Below are 19,902 nucleotides of genomic sequence, written 5' to 3' on the forward strand. Positions count from 1 at the left end.
ATCGTACACCTTGCCTGCAATCGCCTCGTTCTCATGGAAATAACGAATGATCGTCAGCTCCCTTCCTTATACCTTGATTCGTTCGCTTAGCCGCAATGTCTCTCCGCCCTGCACTTCAACAACCTGTTGATCTGCCGTGAACCAAACCGGGATGGCAGACGGATTATGGATGATGGATCGATCGGCTGAACACTCCAATCGTTGCACCGCTTTCCAATAGGCAATCACTTCGATGTTCGTCGCGTACCAGATGTCGTTCCTGCCGCCAATCTGCTCACCAAACTGTTCGATGATCTCCCAGTTGTCGTTGTCATTGAACTCGTAACTATGACCCCAGACGTAGAGTAATAGTGGCGTACCTGTTTTGGAATGTTGGATAAAACGTTTGGCATGTCCCGCCAGATCATGGTTATGATGACAGGTCGGGTGCCATTCAAGGGGACGGTCTGGCAACGTGTATCTGCCATGTGATTCAACGGTACGAGCATAATCGATGCCAAGCCACTCCAGCTTTGTACTTAACGCACGGTCGTACCCTCCGTTGGGATAAGCCATGCCTCGTACCGGATAACCGACGAGCTGCTCCAAGGCTTTTCGGTCTTCCATAATCTCTTCGGTCAATAGTTCATTCGGAACATAAGGTAGCGTAGGGTGAGTAACGGTGTGAACGGCTACTTCATGCCCCGTATAAAGTTCAGCGACTTCCCCAGCCTCAATGCGGCCTGGATTACCCAAGGTACCGGAGTTCAGATTAAAGGTTCCCCGTAGACCATACCGATTACAGATCTCCACCAGTCTGCGATCATGCACCACTCCGTCGTCATAACTGAGCGTTAACGCTTTCATCACACCACCTGGATAGCGGTCAAACTGAATACGATGTCCCATCCCTTACTTCCACTCCTTTATCCTAATTCTTCAACAGGTAAATGACCTGCATCCTGTAATCGATGATGTTCCGAATCAAAATACGTACCTTCCAGCAGACCGATCAATGTGTTGGTAATCCGCACTTCAATGTCGTTGTCTCCCGGACGCAACGAGGAGGCCTCTCCCTTCCAGCGATACGGAGACCAGCATCTCACACCCAGACTATGTCCGTTCACCCGCACTTCTACCACATCCTGCACACGCCAATCGCTAAATTCCAGTTCAAACGAGGTAATATCTTCCCCTGGCTCATCCAGCCAGAACGTGCGTTTATAACTCATTTCCCCGGCAAAATAGGGATACAGCGGCTGCGGTTCAGGTCCGATACGAAGGGCCGTGTCCGACTCCCGTACAAGCGAAGCCATGCCTTCATGATGGAACTCCACGCCGAATCTTCCCTGTAGATACAGGGGATCCACGATGCCATCCTCATCTTTCGTTACCTGCACAATCACCGTCATTTCGTTAAGACCGCTGTGCAGCAGCTCTGTAATATCACAAGCGATATTATTGTGGTCGGTTATTTCAATTGGATCGAATTGTTCCTTTTCAAGCAGATGCCCATTAATCTCCATCGACCAAGTGCCCGAGACCGCCGCTCTGTCCATGAATAAAAGGCATGCAGGCAATGCCGTTCTCAGCTCAAATGTGGTCGTATAACGGCACTCGATCGGGTAAGCGACGGATGCCTTTTTCGGTGTGCCAAACACCTGATTAAACTGGACTGGCAGATGCTGCTGCTCCGATAATTCTGCCGTCTGATCAATAAACGGTTTTACAGCTACATGCTGGCTTTCCAGAATCACACCATTAGCATTGGAAGCCTGAAGATGGAATTGTCCCATTCGCAAAATGTTAGGCTGCACCGTTTCCAGTCGCCATGGCCCTTCCGAAGGGACCATGATCTTACGGGCCTGATTAGCTCCTGCCGATACAGCCGTTACGAACCCCGAACCGGTTTTGTCTGTTACATCCACCTTCGTTGTTAATGCCTCTTCCTTCGCAGGTTGTAAAGTAAGACGAACAGCATGTGCTTCATAAGGCGCCAGCGTAAGTGAAATACAACATTCCCCGCCACTGCTCGTATACGGTAATGTCTGAAGCTGTCCTGTCTCCAGATCAAGTCGTTCTGCCACCAGACAAGCACCCTCTGTCTGCTCCGTTCCATCCCACAGCTGTCTGGCGACCAGCTTCAATTGACCCTTCAGGTCCTGACCCTCCTGATTGGTCAAAAAAACCATGTGCTCTCCAGGCGACAATTGACGGGTGTGCATCAACAGGGAGGCGCTCTCCTCCTCCATAATCCAGCAGATGGGTTCGGGCAACACCTGATCGAGCAGGAGAGAGATCAGCTCCAGCGAAAAGTCATCTCCCTGCCCCGTTCCTGCGGGTAGAAAATAAGCATTCCCCTCACCTTGATGCCACATGGTTTCACGGTTATCGTGACCCGTGTCCCCTCCACGGCCCCAGTACACCTCTTGCGGCTGCTCGCCCGCACCAAAGAACTGGGTAGCTTCATCTCCCTCCGGACTTCCCGGCTGAATCGCAATATGTGGAGGCATCCCAACAGAAATGACGGTCCCTCCCTGATGAACGAATCGCTTCACCTGTTCCCAGGCCGCGGCCTCCAGATTCAGCATCGGTGGCAGAATCAGTACGTCATAACGGGCAACGCCGAGCTGAATGATGCCATCCGTTAAGTCAGCTTCCGCCAACAACTCGGGATCAAGGTGATCATAGTCACGTCTGTTTTCGAGCAGATGGGTAGTAATCCGCATCCAGTCCTTCGTCAGGCGCTCCAGTTGCGCGCGTTCTAATTCGTCCTCGCCGCTATACTCAAATCCATGCAGCGGATTACCCATCAGACTCCAGAATGTCGTCGTTGGGTCAAGGACGGCAATACGAATATCTGCTGCTCCGGTGCTCATGAGATAGCTCAAACGTCCGGTATAATCCCCCAACTGCCGGAAATGCTTCCAGTAGGGATTCTGTAAAAATTGAGATGGCGGTGCGTCATGCTTCGCAAGCCCACCAATCGTATAGAAAAAGGCGTGAAAGTTATAAAAATTGGTGCCCATGGCGGCCATGCGATCAATCATCCACTTGGCATCCTGTAGCGTCATGGACCAGCCTACACTGTGAAAACATTCAATCAGATTGCGGCTTCGGCCCAATTGCCGGGAAAGCGAACTGACCATCTTGGGATTGTCACGCATCTTTTGGCCATATCGTTCCAGAATCCACGATAAGGATCGTCCAATTTTCTCATGGGCCGAATCACCACCTGGCATATGGCTGAACAACTGGGTGGTCATCCGTACTCCAGGCACCTCAGCCGCATAATGGATTCCTGCTTCCTCACACCAGTCATGCACCTGTTTGTGATAGGACTCCCTGAGAAGCAGGTGCAGTGACTGGTAATAGTCATACCGAATCCGATGCGCGTCCGGAACATCACCATATAACAGCGCCGGTAGCGAATCGATCAGACTATAACCACAACGCTCGCTGAAATAACGGGGAAGCTGTGGTGACCAGGGGATACGACCCAGCGGTGCAATCTCATCCGAGAACATGCCTTTGATTACGCTTTCAAATTGATTTCCAACCGCTGACTTATAACGCTCATGTGTCAGTTCAATAAAACGGCTCATCGCTTCCTTGTGACAAGGATCAACAAAGTTGCCGTAATATTTGAAATCGTCGATCTCCATTTCTTGAAATATAATCAACTCCCAATCACCCGGGGGAACATCCCACAACAAGCGGAACGCTGTTTGGTAGGTGAAGAACCGCTTGCGGTTATACGATGTGAGTCCTGTCTCCTGATACACCTGGTCCGTCTGGATATTGCCGATTTTGCTGCGCAAATCAATGGATTCATGCCACAACCGTTTGCCCTGTGCATCCTTGGGAATCGCCTTGGCAACCAAGACTCGTCCCCATGGCAACTCCAGTTCCACAGCTTCTCCGCCCTGAACCACCAGCTGGTGATGTATGAGCTGTCGCTGCTTCGCTTCAGGGAAATCAAGGGTCACTTCCCCGCCAGCCATCCCGCTTGGATATGGATATTCGTCATATAACCATACCTGCATGCCATGGTCGGCAGCTGCCTGCACTGCAACCCGCACCTTATCGAACCATGCTTCAGAGAGATAGGGAATCTGTAGTCCCTGACGCGGACAGATGAAGAATCCGCCTACACCTTGCGCGGCCATCTCAGCCACCTGCCGCTTAATCTGCTCTTCTTCCATATCCCCGTTCCAGAACCAAAAGGGATGAACCCGGTACTGCGCCTCGGGATTTTCAAATGCATCCCCGTTCCACATGTTGCCTTCCTCCCTGCATGTTCAAGAGTGGTCGTTAAACTTTACTAATAACGTTCATTTAAGTTCAAATAGGTTTGTTTCGCTTTGATTATACATCAAAAACCATATTCAGGAAGTCATAATTTCCAGAAGGTTGGATGATTTTTTTGTTCACGGATCGAGCCATTACAGCGATAAAAAAAGCCCGACTGTCCCCGTTACCCTGAAAGCACGGCTGCCGGGCTTTTTCTTATAAGACTACTTCAGTGCAGCGTACAGTTCATTGACTTCTTTCACATAATCGTCTCCGCCGTTGTTCTTCCACAGGGTAACAGCATCTTCGAATCCTTTCTCATCAATCTGACCTACGATATATTTGATCCGTGCATCGTTAATGATATTGTCCAGCTGCGGTCCTTTCTGAGCATAAACATCAGAGATCAGCGGTTCACCAGGATTGGCGATGACAATCTCTTCGTTGGCCTTCTGCACCTGTGCAACCTTTTCACGGACAGGTGTCTGTTGTACGCGAAGCGTTTTGTCCTCGGGAACAAACATCAAAATCTGATTCAAGCCCTGCAGATCGCGGAGAGCAAGCTTGTCAGTGGATGGAATGATATAGTTTTCTTTTTTCTCATACTGCTTGCCTTCCAGTCCATTCCCAAGCAGCGCCTGCAATTCTGGCTCATTGAGTTGATCCAGAAAGCTTAGCACCTTCTTCAGTTCCTCTTCGGTTTTGACACTGCCTTTGGAGATGGCAATCATTCCGGAATATCCGGACGTTGGCATATCCCGCAGCCCCTTCGGACCTTCCATGGCTTGCAGCACATCCACCCGTCCTGTCGCATTCGGATCTTTATCAAGTATTTTCTGGTCCATGCGCTGGGCATTATCTGCCACATCGACCATGACACCCGCTTGCCCATTCACAAATGGGTCAGGCAGTTTCGTTGCATCCATCACGGCAAAGTCCTTGTTCACCAGACCCTCGCTGTAGATCTGACGGAAAAATTTCAGTGCTTCCATGTATTCTGGTGTCTCATGCGCCGGAATCAGACCTCCGCTGCCATCATCTCCCCATTTGTTAGGAGCACCGAACCATACCTGCATGTTATCCCACGGGCCCGTGAATTTGCTGGCTACCAGACCGTACGTATCATCCTTTCCGTTACCGTCCGGGTCATCCTTCGTGAACGCTTTCAATACATTGTAAAATTCATCAATCGTCTTTGGATCTTCCAGCCCCAGATTCGCCAGCCAGTCCTTACGGATAGTCACCCCATTACGTCCCAGAGGGCGAGCCCGATAAATCCCATACGTTTTGCCATCGATAGAGGCATTATTGGTGATGATTTCATTCATTTGGCTCAGGTTCGGATAGTCCTTCAGATAAGGACCCAGTTCCCAGAACGCTCCGGTTCGTGCCGCATTAATGAAACTTGGAGACTTCCCTAACACCACCATAATCTGAGGCAGCTTTCCCGAGGCCAGTGTAATGTTGAATTTGTCTTCATACGAGCTGCTTGGCACCCACTGCAAGTTCACGTCCACCTTGGTCAGTTCTTCAAGCTTCTGTATGACCGGGCTGTTGTCCGGCGGATTCTCCGCTTCAAAGTTCGGTAGCATAATCGTGAGCTGATCGGTGCCACTCGTAGCGGTTCCTGAATCTGCTTTGTCCGTGGAGCATGCGCCCAGAATTGTACTAAGTACCAGTGACGCAGAGAGTAGCAGTGCCCCTTTTTTGAATCCGTTTTTTTGTCCCATACGTTCTCCCCCTTGGCTTTAGCCTTTGATTGAACCTAACATGACACCTTTGGCAAAATGCTTCTGCAAAAACGGATACACCAGCAAAATCGGAATGGTACCTACAACGATCACCGCCATTTTGATCGACTGCTCTGGTGGCTGAACAAAATTGGGGTCCATGTTTGCCATATCTCCGACACTGGCTTGCGAGAGTAACACGATCTGTCTCAGCATGACTTGCAGTGGCCATTTGTCACTGTCGGAGATGTACAGCAGTGCCGAGAAAAAGTTGTTCCAATGTCCCACGGCGTAAAACAAGGCAAACGTGGCAATGACTGGCTTCGATAAAGGCAGTACGATTCGCCACAGCACCCCGAGATCCGAACAGCCATCGATGCGGGCCGCTTCCTCCAGCCCGGGCGGCATTTGCTGAAAAAAGTTTTTGACAACTATTAAGTTAAAAGCGCTGATCGCGCCAGGAAGCATAAGGGCCCAGTAGGAATCAAGCAGTCCCAGTCCACGAATGACGAGATACGTTGGAATCATGCCACCGCCAAATAACATCGAGAAGATCACCATGTTCATCATGACGTTGCGACCCCAAAAGTCACTTCTGGATAGTGGATAAGCCATCGTTAGTGTGAAAAACAGATTGACCAGTGTACCTGCCACCGTGATGAAAATGGAAACACCAATGCTGCGAAAGATCGTGGACGATGAAAAGATATACTCATACGCGCTGAGGGAAAACACCTTCGGAATGAGGAAAAAACTGCGTTCGGTAATCTCGGCTTCCGTTGCGAAAGAATTCCCTATAATATACAGGAACGGAAGGACAGTTAATATGCCCAGAATCCCCAGCATGACGTAATTGAAGATATCAAATACCTTGCCGGCAGGGCTGTTGTATAGACGGCTGTTCATGGGCGCTCCTCCTTAATAAATTCCGGGATGGCCGAATTTTTTCGCAAGTTTATTACTGCCAAGCACCAGGATAATCCCCACCACAGACTTGAATAGTCCAACAGCAGTACTGTAACTGAATGCACCTTGCGTAATCCCTACCGTGTACACATACGTATCAAATACGTCCGCTACATCCCGGTTGAGGGAGTTGGTCATCAGATAGATCTGCTCAAATCCGGTATCGAGGAAGTTCCCCAGTCTGAGAATAAGCAAAATGACTATGGTCGTACGAATGGCTGGAAGCGTGATATGCCACATCCGTCGTAATCGTCCGGCGCCATCCACAATGGAGGCTTCATATTGTTCCGTATCGACACCTGCGAGGGCTGCCAAGAAAATGATTGTGCCCCAACCCATCTCCTTCCACATCATCTGAACAATAATCAGCGGACGGAACGAACCCGGACTGGAGAGTACATCAATAGGCTTGCCTGTAATCCAGGCGATCAGGTCGTATAACACCCCGCCCTGCGGGGTCAGAAACACATACGTGATACTGGCGATAATCACCATGGATACAAAATGGGGTACATAGACCAGCGTTTGAATCGTTCTTTTGAAGAAAGCGACCCGAATTTCATTTAATAATAAAGCTATAATGATCGGTGCCGGGAAAAAGAAGATAAGATCATACAGCGCAAGAACCAGCGTATTGCGTAATAGTCGGAAGAAGTCCGGGTTGGAGAAAAAGTTCGTAAAGTTCTCCAGCCCCACCCAGTTGCTCTCCCGAATGCCAAGGAAAGGCTGGTAGTCCTGAAAGGCAATGATGATCCCCCACATGGGCAAGTATTTAAAGATGACAAAGTACAAAAAGCCGGGAAGCACAAGTACATATAACCATTTGTTTCGTTTAATCTGCCTTTTCCAATTGGACTCCTGTTTTAATGGCCTTGTGGCCATATCCGCTTGAGCAGTTGCAGCGCCGTTGGTATTCCAGTCCGTCTTCCCGTTCATCATGTCTCCCCTCCCTCAACGATGTAAGCGTTATCAATTAACCTGATACTCAGACTATACAGCCGATCTTTTTCCAGCAACCTTCATTTTTTGCATGGCTACGGCATGATGGTCGGAAAGCCCGCTATAACGCCATTTTCATAAGAAACTGAACATAACGTAGCAGGTAGAATTGCACATTTTTGCGGGTTTATCCTTCTTTGTATCAGGGTGAAAAAACAAAAAAACGACATCCGCTAAAGCCGGATGCCGGTCAGAAATGACAGACGATAAACGGTTATTGTCCAAACCATTGATCGCGATATTGACTCGGCGTAACTCCCTCCTGTTTCTTGAAAATCCGATTAAAATAACTGTGCTGATATCCCACAGCCGCCGCAACATCATTGATTTTCATCGTTGTCTCCCGTAACAATTGCTTCGCCGCCTCCATTCTCACACGTGTCAGATAATCAATAAAATTGATGCCCGATACCTGTTTGAATGCCTTGCTCAGTGCATAGGGTGTCATCTGCTCCGCGTCAGCACAGTTTTCCAGCGAAATGTCGCTGCGGTAATGTGTATCGATGTACAACATCGTTCGTTCCACCACCAGTTTCAGCGGTTCCTGCGATCGTACCTCAACCTCTTGTATATAAGGTATGAATACCTCATTTATCATCCACTGTCTCATTTGTACAGGTTCACGAATACCTGATAAACGTTCATACATGTTGCAACCACCAAACAGCTTATAAGGTGTGACCCCCGTTTGCAACATCATGTGCTGAATACTGCCGAGTAATTGCAGCATCATCTGCTGCACCTGAAATTCGGTACTCCCCGTCCGCGTAATCTCACTCATGAATTGTTCCAGCACACGTTCAGCTTCGTCCTGCTTGCCCAGCCTAATCGCCTGTAGCAACTCACGTTCCAGTCCAAGCGGATAGGAAGCTGCTTCGTTTCTGCGGAAACACGCCTCATCCTCCAGATCGAGGATCTGACTTCCTTCCTCCACACTGCGATATGCCACGGCCTGTTCCATCTCCACGAATCGTCCAGGCAATTCCTGAAGTGAAGCTGCCGGGCGGCTGACCATCAAGGTCACCTTCATTTTGAGTGTTCGTCCAATGACCTCCACTAGCTCCTGTCCCCATAACATCGCTTGTGACTTCACAGGTTCGTCCTGAGGAGCAATCACAAGCATGGCGGAAGACAGGTCATGAAAGTTCATGACACTGATCTGCCTGAAATAATTTTTCGCCACTTCTTGAGTAATATTCACTGCTGCAAAGGTAACTAATCCCGTGTCCTGGCTTCCAAATCTGCCTTGCAGCTGCTCGTACCCCGTAAAATACATCTGCACCAGCAAATACTGCTGGCCCTCCAGCTCAAATCCGAGATGACGCATGCGCTGCTGGAGATCCTGCTCGTTATAGGCATATAGATGTCCCTGCACAAGTTGTAAGACAAAGCTGTCGCGCAGATGAGGAAGTTGCTCCTGCAACTGGCGATGTGCCGTTACACTGCGGGAGGTCAGTTCGTTCCACTGTTGCTCCAGCAGCTCAAACTCGTCCAGCTTCTCATCCGTTGGTGTAGTTTCGTTTCTACCAGGCGTAAGCAGGTGCAGCATCCGTGCTACAGGCGAATAGATGCGGCGGGAAGCAAACCAGGATAACAACAATCCCAGGATGAGACTGCCTGCACTCGCAATGACGATGATCTTGGATACCAGCTTGACGGGCGAAGTGACTGAGGTCAAAGGTGCTGCGGAGACGTACGTCCAGTCCGAATCAATCCGACTCAACGAGCCATACGAGACAGAATAGGTCTGATCCTCATATCGGAACAGGAATGAACGGCTATCGGCATGCAGGGCCACTTCTTTTTTTAGCTGCTGTTCAAAAGCAGAAGTCTCCCCCGCCGTTCCCGGATTCCCGGTAACCAGTGTGTTGCCTTCCTGATCCATAAGGAACGTTAAACCTTCATCATATGGAGTAAGCGTTTTCAATAAACTGGCGACTTTCTCGTTATCCAACGTAATAATCAGTGCACCAAACGGATTCATGCTCTCCCCCGGAATCTTATGTACAAGAACCAGTGCATTACCTGCATCCATATGCAGTAGACTGTCGTTGGTCGAAGGTTCGGTATCTCTGTTGAGGCTGGAAACCCAGTCTGTCCAGTACACGTGGTTCCCCATGGAAAGGTATCGATCATATGCTTGTACTTTGGCTTCATCGTTCAATTCGGTATAATCCCGATTAAACAAGATTGGCTTCGGCTCCTGCAAATACAGCTGAGCTGACTTGATCAGCGGATGGGAACCTTGTAATACGTATAAGGTAGTCACAATCTCCTGCGTTTCATTGAAATAATACACAAAATCCAGTGTACGTAGTGCATTGCCAAACCTCGGTTCAAAAGCCCAATGGGATAAGTTCATCTCCAGATAAGCCAGCTGGTCGTCCACATTGCGTGCCCGGTTCTCGATCTGGTTCTGATGCATCTGATTGAACTCGGTTTCCATCCGGCCAACAACCTGTTGATACATGACGATACCTGTGATTAGTCCGGGAATGCTGGCAATGAGTAAAATAAGCATCAGGCTGTTTCGATAAAATCGTCCTTTATGCCTTCCTGCCTTCAAATCGGATAAACACTTGAATCTGCCAAATATTCGATCGCTCCTAGTCGGTTCCATCGCTGCTCACCTGCCTGCTTGCATCGGGTCTGACTGTCATGGAAATTTCCTCAACTCCCCTGAGAATATATGGATGAAATCCTTTTCTTGTATTATACGCACAATCTTCAGGTGAATGAAACGATCTGTAACCGATCATTTTTTTAACCAATGTTTTATTAACATGACAAAATGGATTACAATGAGATAAAGCAAACATGAAGGAGGCCTTTTTAATGAAAGAACAGACTTATTTTGAACAAAATAGAGAAAAACACCTGGCAGAACTGAATGAATGGTTGTCCATTCCGAGTATTTCCGCCATTTCAGCGCATAAAGAGGATGTTAATCGTGCAGCACAATGGGCAGCAGATGCGCTCACACGTGCAGGTATGGAGAACGTAGAGGTCATTCAAACGGCTGGACATCCGATTGTCTATGCAGATCACCTGCATGCACCCGGCAAACCGACGGCTCTGATCTATGGACACTATGATGTACAACCTGTTGATCCGCTTAACCTGTGGGAGACACCTCCTTTCGAACCTACCGTTCGTGATGGCAAGCTGTATGCTCGTGGTGCAACGGATGACAAAGGACAGATTTTCCTACATATCAAGGCAGTAGAAGCCATTCTCGCCGAAAACAAAGAACTGCCGGTTAACGTTAAGTTCTGCATCGAAGGCGAAGAGGAAATCTCCAGCCCGAACCTGCCCATCTATCTGAATGACAATACGGACAAGCTGCGTGCAGACATGGTACTGATCTCGGATACATCCCTGCTTGAAAAAGGAAAACCTGCGATCTCCACTGGCCTGCGTGGCCTATGCTCGCTTCACGTGGATCTGAACACAGCCAATACCGACTTGCACTCCGGTTCATTTGGTGGTGGTGTACCGAACGCACTGCACGCACTCGTATCCCTGCTCGCTTCGTTGCATGATGAGCAAGGCCGTGTAAGTGTAGATGGTTTCTACGATGGAGTTCTGCCACTGTCTCCTGAGATGAGAGAAGAATTTGTGAAACAGGGCTTCAATGAAGAACAGCTTCGTCAAGACCTCGGACTGGAACAATTGTACGGCGAAGAAGGTTACTCGTTCGTGGAACGTGTTGGCGCTCGTCCAACATTGGAACTGAACGGTGTATGGGGCGGTTTCCAAGGTGAAGGCAGCAAAACGGTTATTCCGAAGGAAGCTCATGCCAAAATCACCTGCCGCCTCGTGGCGGACCAAGATCCACAACATGTATTGGATCGTATCGAAGCACATCTGCGCGCTCACGTTCAACCGGGTGCAACGCTGCATGTGAAACAGATCGAAAAAGCTTTTGCTTTCAACACTGATCCTTCCAATCCAATTCTGCAAAAAGCAGCAGATGCGTATGAGCACGTGTATGGCGTTCGTGCCCTCTTTACCAAAGATGGCGGCTCCATTCCGATTGTTGAGAAGCTCTCACGTGTACTCGAAATCCCTGCTGTCATGATGGGCTTTGGCTTGCCGGATGAGAATCTGCATGCTCCGAACGAGCACTTCAACCTGGAGAACTTTGATAAAGGGTTGTTGACGATTGTTCAGTTTTTGAAGAGTTTATAATAGTTGGGGCTCATCGTTCTAAAATAAGTGCTGGGGCAAGGTGCTGAGTGGACGTTCCGGTGCCGAATCGTTCTTTAGATCGCTGTTATCCCTGGATTTCCTTGATTCCCTTTCTAAAGGGAGAAATCCGGGGATAAAGGCGAACGCTCCGCTTCTTCAGAATCGATTTCGTCCCCTCCACTACGTTGCAGCTCTCGCAGATTGATTTTAGGATTGATCCTAACTTTTTATATGGGTTAGGTAATAGGGAGAAAAAAAGAACGGCCTTCGGGTCGTTCTTTTTTGATTTGATTTCGTTTTTTTATTTGTTTTCTTGTGTTTTTGTTGCTTTGCTACTTTCGGGCTTTGGGGCTTTGGGGCTTTGGGGCTTTGGGGCTTTGGGGCTTTGGGGCTTTGGGGCTTTGGGGCTTTGGCGAAGATGTAGTTTTTTTCAATGGCTACTTTTTATGAATGGAGACGATGGAGACTTAATTTAAATGGTTCAGTGTATTGGTGATAACAATATGGTGACTTATAGGCCGTTTCTTTGAATTTATTTTGTATCGATCATTGCGTACAACTTGCTTTATTATGGCTTCTTTAAAGGTATGGGTTTAACTTTGAAGGTTAGTGATTCACAAAATGATGGGCTACTGAACAGTTTTTCTTTTTTCTCGATAACTTCGTTATCGTTCTTCCTATGATTGATTTTATAGACGGGGGCCAGGTTTTAATGGTTCAGTGTATTAGAGAGAACATACGCGCCGGTTTATCAGCTTTTTTAGATGGATTCGGTATCCCCTCACTAGTTTTCAGCTTTTACTTTTACTTTTACTTTTGATTCTTTATGGTGAATGATTTTGATGAGGCCTAACTTCTGAAGGTTGTAATAGAGAAAGCACAAGCGGCCTTTAGGGATGTTGGTTTGTAACGGTTGATATCTAGAATATCCCCTGCTGAAGTCATGTTGCGGATGGTTTAACGAAGATGTTGATAGCTCAGGGGGATATCTGGTGGGAGGATCTTTTGGGGTTCTTACGTTTTGGCCTGGTTATGTTAATTGACTTCGCTACAGGAATTCTGCCAACAGGTGTTTACCTCCTGTTATGCCCCGGCAAGCTAATCCAAAATGATGAGGTGAATGTTGTGTCTGCTTCTCACCTAACCAAACATGCGCTGGCTCACTCGCTTAAATCACTGATGGAGCATACTCCACTGAACAAGATTACGGTCAAACATCTGGTGGATCATTGCGGCGTGAACCGGCAAACCTTTTATTATCATTTTCAGGATATTTATGCGCTGCTTGGGTGGATCTATCAGACTGAAGCGGTGGAGAGTCTTATGGAGTACCGAAGCTACAGCACATGGACGGACGGATTCTATAAAATCTTTTGCTACATCGAGAACAACAAAACGTTCTGCTGCAACACACTCAACTCGCTCGGGCGTACCCACTTGGATTCATACCTCTATGAAGTAACCCATGATCTGATCATGGGTGTTATTGATGAACTGGCCTGCGGGATTAAAGTCCGTGGTGAAGACAAAGAGTTTGTCGCCAACTTCTATACCTTGGCTTTCACTGGGCTGATCATTCAATGGATGAGGGGCAACATGCAAGAACCGCCAAAACAGATTATTGAAAAGCTCAGTGAGCTGATCGAAGGCAATGTCCTGAGGGCACTGCACAGGTATGAGAATAAGCTGCCATCCACTTAAGGATACGCGGCTTTTTTCGCATGTGGTCTAAGCCTAGGTTTTAAGACACTTTTCCAAAAGTGACCAAAAATTAGACACTCCCGTTCTTTTGATCATACCTTACGGAACCTGCAAGGTTTACATTAGGGATGTGATTACAGTAACTTTTGGAGGCGAATGATCGTGAAGAAAGAACATGGTAATAAACAGGTCTATTTTGTAGGCGGCGGCATTGCATCTTTGGCGGGTGCAGCTTATCTGGTCAGGGATTGTAGCTTTCCTGGAGAACACATTCACATTATCGAAGAAATGCCGATTCTCGGTGGTAGCAATGACGGCGCTGGTAATCCCGATCAAGGGTATATCATCCGTGGTGGACGGATGCTCAATGACGAGGCCTATGAGAATCTCTGGGAGTTGCTGGCTTCCATCCCTTCCATCGACCGTCCGGGCATATCTGTGCGACAGGAGATTACTGAATTTGACGATGCCAATCCCACACATTCCAATGCGCGGCTCATCAACCGTGACGGCAAGGTCGAAGATGTGCTCTCCATGGGGTTTGATATGGCCGATCGTCTGGCAATGGGCAAGCTGATTATTACTCCTGAAGACACGCTGGGGAAATTGCGAATCAACGACTGGTTTGGCCCTCACTTTTTCAAAACAAACTTCTGGTATATGTGGGCGACCACCTTCGCTTTCCAGCCTTGGCATAGCGCCGTGGAATTCAAAAGATACATGCTTCGCTTTTTTCACGAATTCCCAAGAATTCAAACGCTGGAAGGTGTCACCCGCACACCGTTCAACCAATATGACTCGATAATCCTGCCATTGCATAACTACCTGGAGCCGTTTGGCGTAGATTTCACGCTGAAATGTACGGTTACCGATCTGGATTTCAAAGACGGTGACGGCATTACGGTAAGTCGGATGCATGTGCGACGCGACGGTGTCGAGGAGGTCATTGACATTAACGAAGGCGATCTGGTCATTGTTACAAACGGTTCGATGACCGAAGGAGCCGACCTCGGCTCCATGACTTCTGCACCGAAACTGAACGGCAAGGGCAGCTCATGGAAGCTGTGGGAGAACATTGCCGCCAAGAAACCGACGCTGGGTAATCCTTCTTCATTTAATGATCATGTGCATGAGTCCAAATGGGAATCGTTTACGGTTACCTTCCAGGATTCGGTTTTCTTTGACTTGATGGAGAAATTCACACGCAACCGGGCAGGTACCGGTGCTCTGGTTACGTTCAAGGATTCTAGCTGGTTCATGTCTGTCGTTCTAGCCTTTCAACCGCACTTCCGCGGTCAGCCGGAGCATGTCAACGTATTCTGGGGATACGGATTATCCCCGGATAACGTGGGCGACTACGTGAAAAAAAGAATGTGTGATTGTACCGGGGAAGAGATCATGCAGGAGCTGATCGGCCATCTTCATTTCCAGGAACATCAAGAGGCGATCATGGCTACCGCCAACTGTATTCCTTGCATGATGCCCTACATCACTGCCCAATTCATGCCTAGACTGAACAGTGACAGACCGAAAGTTGTGCCTGAAGGCTCCACCAACCTGGCCTTTATTAGCCAATTCTGCGAGATTCCCGATGACGTGGTATTCACGGAAGAATATTCGGTCCGGGCAGCACGGATCGCCGTCTACACTCTTCTCGGAGAGAACCGTCCGATTGAGCCGATCAACCAGTATCAGTATGATGTTCGGACGCTGTTCAGCAGTTTTGTGACTTCGTTTAGATAATTGCTTATATAGTGGATTCGGATATAGTATGAAGGAATGGTTGGATTGATCGGTGGATGGGAATAGATCTTTGGAGATATCTGTAGGATTCGGTGAGTAACTTTGTGCTCTTTAGGAAGCTTAGTTATCTTAATTGTATTGATGTGCCAAGTTAGTATGTTATGAGTTACTACATGCGTTAGTTTCAGAAGCTTGCATCCCCGTTGAACGAGTCAATGAGTGAGTATGGTTGTTGCTGAACTGAGGAGTCGTTGTATAAAAAATAGAGAGAGTTCCGTCAGCGATGACAGGACTCTCTTTCGTTTAATCGTTTACTATCTAAGCCCGACACATAGCCTTCATCGGATTGCCAACTGTCGTCTAAAGAACCTCACAAGCCTTATTACTCGAAATTTCGCAGGTTTGAAAATCTAACGAATCGTAGACATCTTATTTGCGCTGTAGACATGTTTAAGTACCGAAATATCGCTAAATTGCATTAAATAGCGTGTCTGAGATTCGTTACATTTTCTATGACTGCAAAATCATTGGAATAAGGCTTCACAGATTCGTTAGCGCTACGCGACCTACATAGAAAAATACTTATGAGAATGGAATCGCAGTGATATGTTATTGTCGATATCCTAGTCCATTCTTTCTTGAAACTTAACTTATAACTCTCCCTAGTTACTCATGTATACTCTTGTGGTTGTTCTTGGTGTTTATTTTCATTTTTTCGTCGTCACTCATCGCTTATGAGAGCCACATATTATACTCTTCCTACTCACGCCGCTTATTACAGCCTACATATCACACTTCGCTTATGTCCGGAATGTTGTGAACTTCAGCATGTGCACAAGCTTGGATAAATGTGAAATCTCCTGCTGGACGCCAGACGTATCAGTCCCCGCCATGGCCTGATTCGCCCGCAGTGTTCTACGTGTGTTCAGCATACCCTCGATCAGTTTCATGACTGTGTTTCGTCCACGATGATCGACAATCATATACTTTTTGCGTGCATCCAGCTCTACCCATACGATGTTGCTGAATGATGTGAACAGATGCCTGCGGTACAGCTCCATATCGGTCTCATTGTAATGCTCGCCATAAAAGGCATAATATCCGTGTATGTGCAACTTCTCCGCCAACACTGTGATGAACGGATCATGTTCGAGCATAGCGTTACGTTCCATGTTTCACGCCTCCGTTATGCGTGATCCGCAGATCCCGTCTTTTTGAGATCTATTTTAACATATTGTGCAAGGTGTTGCCTCTACACAGATAAAAGCCAAGTTTTAACTCCGAAGACCGATGATCACAAATAAAAGTTATTAACATGATACTATTTTTCTAAATTTAATATGACTCGCCGACCCGTCTGCCCTTCACCCACACACCCTCAATATCCAGCTCCGCATTTAGCAAAACGATATCTGCCTGTTTTCCTTGAACCAGGGAACCTGTACGGTGATCAATGCCGAGCAGGCGTGCCGGGGTCAGACTTGCTGCACGTGATGCAGCGTTCAGACTCAAGCCCACTTCCTGTACCAGGTAACGGAAACCGCGAATCATTGTCAGTGTGCTTCCGGCCAGTGCGCCGCCGTCCTTCAGTCTGGCCTCACCATGCTTCACGATGACGGGCAGGTCGCCGATCTTGTATTCCCCGTCATCCAATCCCGCAGCAGACATGGCATCTGTGATCAACACGAGTTGATCACTATGTTGCTTCAATTGAGCGAGGATGGAAATCGCCGCAGGGTGCACGTGAATACCATCGGCAATCAACTCAGCACTGATGCGCGGATCACTTAGCACGGCTCCGGCAGCACCGGGTAGCCGATGATGCAGTGGTGTCATGGCATTGAACGTATGCACCGCATGATGAAGTCCGGCTTCCACTGCCCGTTCGACCTCTTCATAGGTCGCATCCGTGTGGCCGAGTGCCGCTGTAATCCGCTGTTCTCGCAGCCACGAGATGACTTCCAGTGCGCCTTGACGTTCCGGTGCCAACGTAACTTGACGGATCAGGCCAGGATATTGCTTCTCCCATGCTTCGAGCCAAGTTACATCAGGCAGAATGATGTGTTCCGGATTTTGCGCACCAGGCCATTTCGGACTAAAAAACGGACCTTCTAGGTGTACACCCTCTAGCTGTGCATATGGCATTTCGCCTGAACGGTAGCGGTCCACTTCAGCAAGTACGCTGTCCAGTCGCTCTTTCGGAGCGCTCATGGAAGTCGCAAGCATCGCTGTTGTACCCTGCGTACTATGGAAAGAAGTGATCTTGTCCAACACCTCCGGGCTTGAATCCATAAAGTCTTCTCCGTTCCCACCATGCACATGGATATCAATGAATCCAGGCACAATGAGACCACGTTCTGGTACTGACAGTGGCAGAGCCTCGCTCCGAATCCGTTCAGGAAGACCTTCTGGTACCCCAGCATAAAGGATTTTTCCATTCCTCCAAGCTAATACACCGTCTTCCAATATCTCATCTGCAAGGAGCAGCCTGCCCCGAAGAAGAGAAATACTTTCATCACGCCGACTCCCAGGCTCATGGCTATTCTCTCCGCTCATCTCACCAGCCTCCCTGCTGCACGGTCCAGCAATACCACCACATTTGGATGACATTGCAATAGCGATGCAGGACAGGCCGTTGTGATTGGGCCCATAAAAGCTTCGCGAATAATCTCGGCTTTTTCCTCGCCACGGGCTATGAGCAGAATCTGTTTGGCTTTCAAAATGGTACCAACACCCATCGTAATCGCCTGAGCCGGAACCTCATCGATGCTGTCAAAGAAGCGTGCGTTTGCCTTTCGCGTCTCGTCTTTCAGATCCACGACATGTGTCCGCCCAGTCAGCTCCGTTCCCGGTTCATTGAAGCCAATATGACCATTATGTCCGATGCCCAGCAGTTGAAGGTCTACCGGTCCACGATCGTCCAACCGTTGTTCATAGGAATTACATTCCTGTTCCAGATCTGCAGCCTGACCATCAGGCACTTGCGTTCTGGCGAGATCCATATCAATATGATGGAATAATTGTTCATTCATAAAACTGCGGTAACTTTCACGATGTTCTGTTGGAAGTCCTACATACTCATCCAGATTGAATGAAGAAGCCTGCGAGAAACTGACCAGTCCCTTCTGGTACAACGTGATAAGCTGTTTATATATGCCTACAGGCGAACTTCCTGTTGCGAGCCCCAATACAGCCCGTGGTTTGGTCTGCAACAAACTGGCAATGACGCCAGCACCCGTGGCGTTTAAATCTTCTTCATTTTCAAAAATGCGGATATTCATCTTCATCTGTCAGGCACCTCCGTTGTGTTGGACTCGATAAGATTGTACATTGTGATAGGATTGTTCCAGTCTGGGGATAAAACGGTCGAAGTCGGCACTTACCATGCCTGTGAACAAAATATCGACCACATGCAGCAGTGCAATACGGGAAGCCATATCTCCACGCCTCATGCCTTCTTCCAGAGAAGAGGTGAACAGGGGGATATCCGATACCGTTGCGAGTGTATTACTTCCATAGGAAGTCAGTGAAATCGTGGAAGCTCCGGCTTGTTTGGCACAATGCAGCGCATCAATGGTCTCGGGTGTTTCGCCTGAATAGGATACGGCCATTGCCACATCTCCCTCAGCGAGCGAAGATGCGGATGTAATCTGCATGTGGGAATCTGAGAAAGCAGTACAGCTTTTGCCGATTCGCACCAGTTTCTGATAGAAATCCTGTGTAACAATTGATGAGGTAGCCACACCGTACAGATCGATGCGGCGAGCCTGGCACAATAATTGCACTGCATGCTCCAATCTGCCCAAATCCAGTAAGCGGGTGGTGTCTGCAATCGATGCGAGGTGGTTAGCTTCGATAGCTTCAACAATTTTGGATAGTGAATTGCCCGCGACAATATCCTGATACGCCGTTTCCTCTGACGCGTGGGACAATTCTGCGGCAAGCTTCATTTTGAAATCGGGAAACCCTTTGAAATGAAACGACTTGCAAAAGCGGGTCACCGTCGCCGCACTTGTTCCACTCTGCTCAGCCAGATGACTAATCGTCCAGCCGGGAATATCCGATGGAGATTGCATAATGACTTCCGCAATACGTCGCTCCTGAGACGGAAGATTATTCAGTTCTTGTTGCAACGCACGTAATATGGCTGCCATAAGGCCCCCACTTTCATGAAAATTATTTTTATATATTTTAAAATAAATAAGAAAATCATTTTTATAACTTCATTTTAATCAAGACGATCCTGCAAATCAAGAGCAATTTCTCACGACTTTCGCAATGATACTGAACGTGTATAGAA

14 protein-coding genes are annotated in these 19,902 nt (G+C 48.1%); 4 read left to right on the forward strand and 10 right to left on the reverse strand.

The features are described from left to right. Positions 1–66: 66 nt before the first annotated feature. From F0220_RS24210 to F0220_RS24235, 6 genes are all read right to left on the reverse strand, one after another. A complete protein-coding gene (locus F0220_RS24210) occupies positions 67–888 on the reverse strand; it encodes a polysaccharide deacetylase family protein (RefSeq protein ID WP_105601165.1) in 822 nt (273 codons plus the stop codon). 17 nt (positions 889–905) lie between these two features. Next, positions 906–4,259: a glycosyl hydrolase gene (locus F0220_RS24215; protein WP_149846777.1), complete on the reverse strand. Its 3,354-nt coding sequence runs from the start codon at positions 4,257–4,259 to the stop codon at positions 906–908. Between the two features lie 237 nt (positions 4,260–4,496). Continuing rightward, on the reverse strand, positions 4,497–6,002 hold the full coding sequence (locus F0220_RS24220; RefSeq protein ID WP_105601168.1) for an extracellular solute-binding protein: 1,506 nt from the start codon (positions 6,000–6,002) through the stop codon (positions 4,497–4,499). Between the two features lie 18 nt (positions 6,003–6,020). Continuing rightward, positions 6,021–6,908: a carbohydrate ABC transporter permease gene (locus tag F0220_RS24225; RefSeq protein ID WP_105601169.1), complete on the reverse strand. Its 888-nt coding sequence runs from the start codon at positions 6,906–6,908 to the stop codon at positions 6,021–6,023. 12 nt (positions 6,909–6,920) lie between these two features. Further along, positions 6,921–7,850, reverse strand: coding sequence for an ABC transporter permease (locus F0220_RS24230; RefSeq protein ID WP_026081491.1), 930 nt, complete (start codon positions 7,848–7,850; stop codon positions 6,921–6,923). Between the two features lie 331 nt (positions 7,851–8,181). Continuing rightward, complete coding sequence (locus F0220_RS24235; protein WP_181155548.1) at positions 8,182–10,488, reverse strand: AraC family transcriptional regulator; 2,307 nt, start codon at positions 10,486–10,488, stop codon at positions 8,182–8,184. Between the two features lie 314 nt (positions 10,489–10,802). Here F0220_RS24235 and F0220_RS24240 point away from each other — a divergent pair, with 314 nt between their 5' ends. From F0220_RS24240 to F0220_RS24250, 4 genes are all read left to right on the forward strand, one after another. Continuing rightward, positions 10,803–12,158, forward strand: coding sequence for a dipeptidase (locus F0220_RS24240; RefSeq protein ID WP_105601174.1), 1,356 nt, complete (start codon positions 10,803–10,805; stop codon positions 12,156–12,158). A 185-nt stretch (positions 12,159–12,343) separates the two neighbouring features. Further along, the gene (locus F0220_RS32615) at positions 12,344–12,634 is read left to right on the forward strand and encodes a hypothetical protein (protein WP_188310495.1); all 291 of its coding nucleotides are present in this window, start codon (positions 12,344–12,346) and stop codon (positions 12,632–12,634) included. Positions 12,635–13,124: 490 nt separating this feature from the next. Beyond that, positions 13,125–13,859, forward strand: a complete 735-nt coding sequence (locus F0220_RS24245) for a TetR/AcrR family transcriptional regulator (protein WP_223199768.1) — start codon at positions 13,125–13,127, stop codon at positions 13,857–13,859. Between the two features lie 156 nt (positions 13,860–14,015). Beyond that, the gene (locus tag F0220_RS24250) at positions 14,016–15,602 is read left to right on the forward strand and encodes an oleate hydratase (RefSeq protein WP_105601176.1); all 1,587 of its coding nucleotides are present in this window, start codon (positions 14,016–14,018) and stop codon (positions 15,600–15,602) included. An 800-nt stretch (positions 15,603–16,402) separates the two neighbouring features. Here the strand turns inward: F0220_RS24250 and F0220_RS24255 are convergent. From F0220_RS24255 to F0220_RS24270, 4 genes are all read right to left on the reverse strand, one after another. Next, complete coding sequence (locus F0220_RS24255; RefSeq protein ID WP_091020917.1) at positions 16,403–16,774, reverse strand: hypothetical protein; 372 nt, start codon at positions 16,772–16,774, stop codon at positions 16,403–16,405. A 163-nt stretch (positions 16,775–16,937) separates the two neighbouring features. Beyond that, a complete protein-coding gene (gene nagA, locus F0220_RS24260; protein ID WP_149846778.1) occupies positions 16,938–18,158 on the reverse strand; it encodes an N-acetylglucosamine-6-phosphate deacetylase in 1,221 nt (406 codons plus the stop codon). After that, entirely contained in the window at positions 18,155–18,883 is a 729-nt protein-coding gene (gene nagB, locus F0220_RS24265; protein WP_091020929.1) for a glucosamine-6-phosphate deaminase, read from the reverse strand. The genes nagA and nagB overlap by 4 nt, the downstream gene beginning before the upstream one ends. Positions 18,884–18,892: 9 nt before the next feature. Continuing rightward, on the reverse strand, positions 18,893–19,756 hold the full coding sequence (locus F0220_RS24270) for a MurR/RpiR family transcriptional regulator (protein WP_091020915.1): 864 nt from the start codon (positions 19,754–19,756) through the stop codon (positions 18,893–18,895). Positions 19,757–19,902 lie beyond the last annotated feature (146 nt).

Source organism: Paenibacillus sp. 37 (assembly GCF_008386395.1).
GTDB lineage: Bacteria > Bacillota > Bacilli > Paenibacillales > Paenibacillaceae > Paenibacillus > Paenibacillus amylolyticus_B.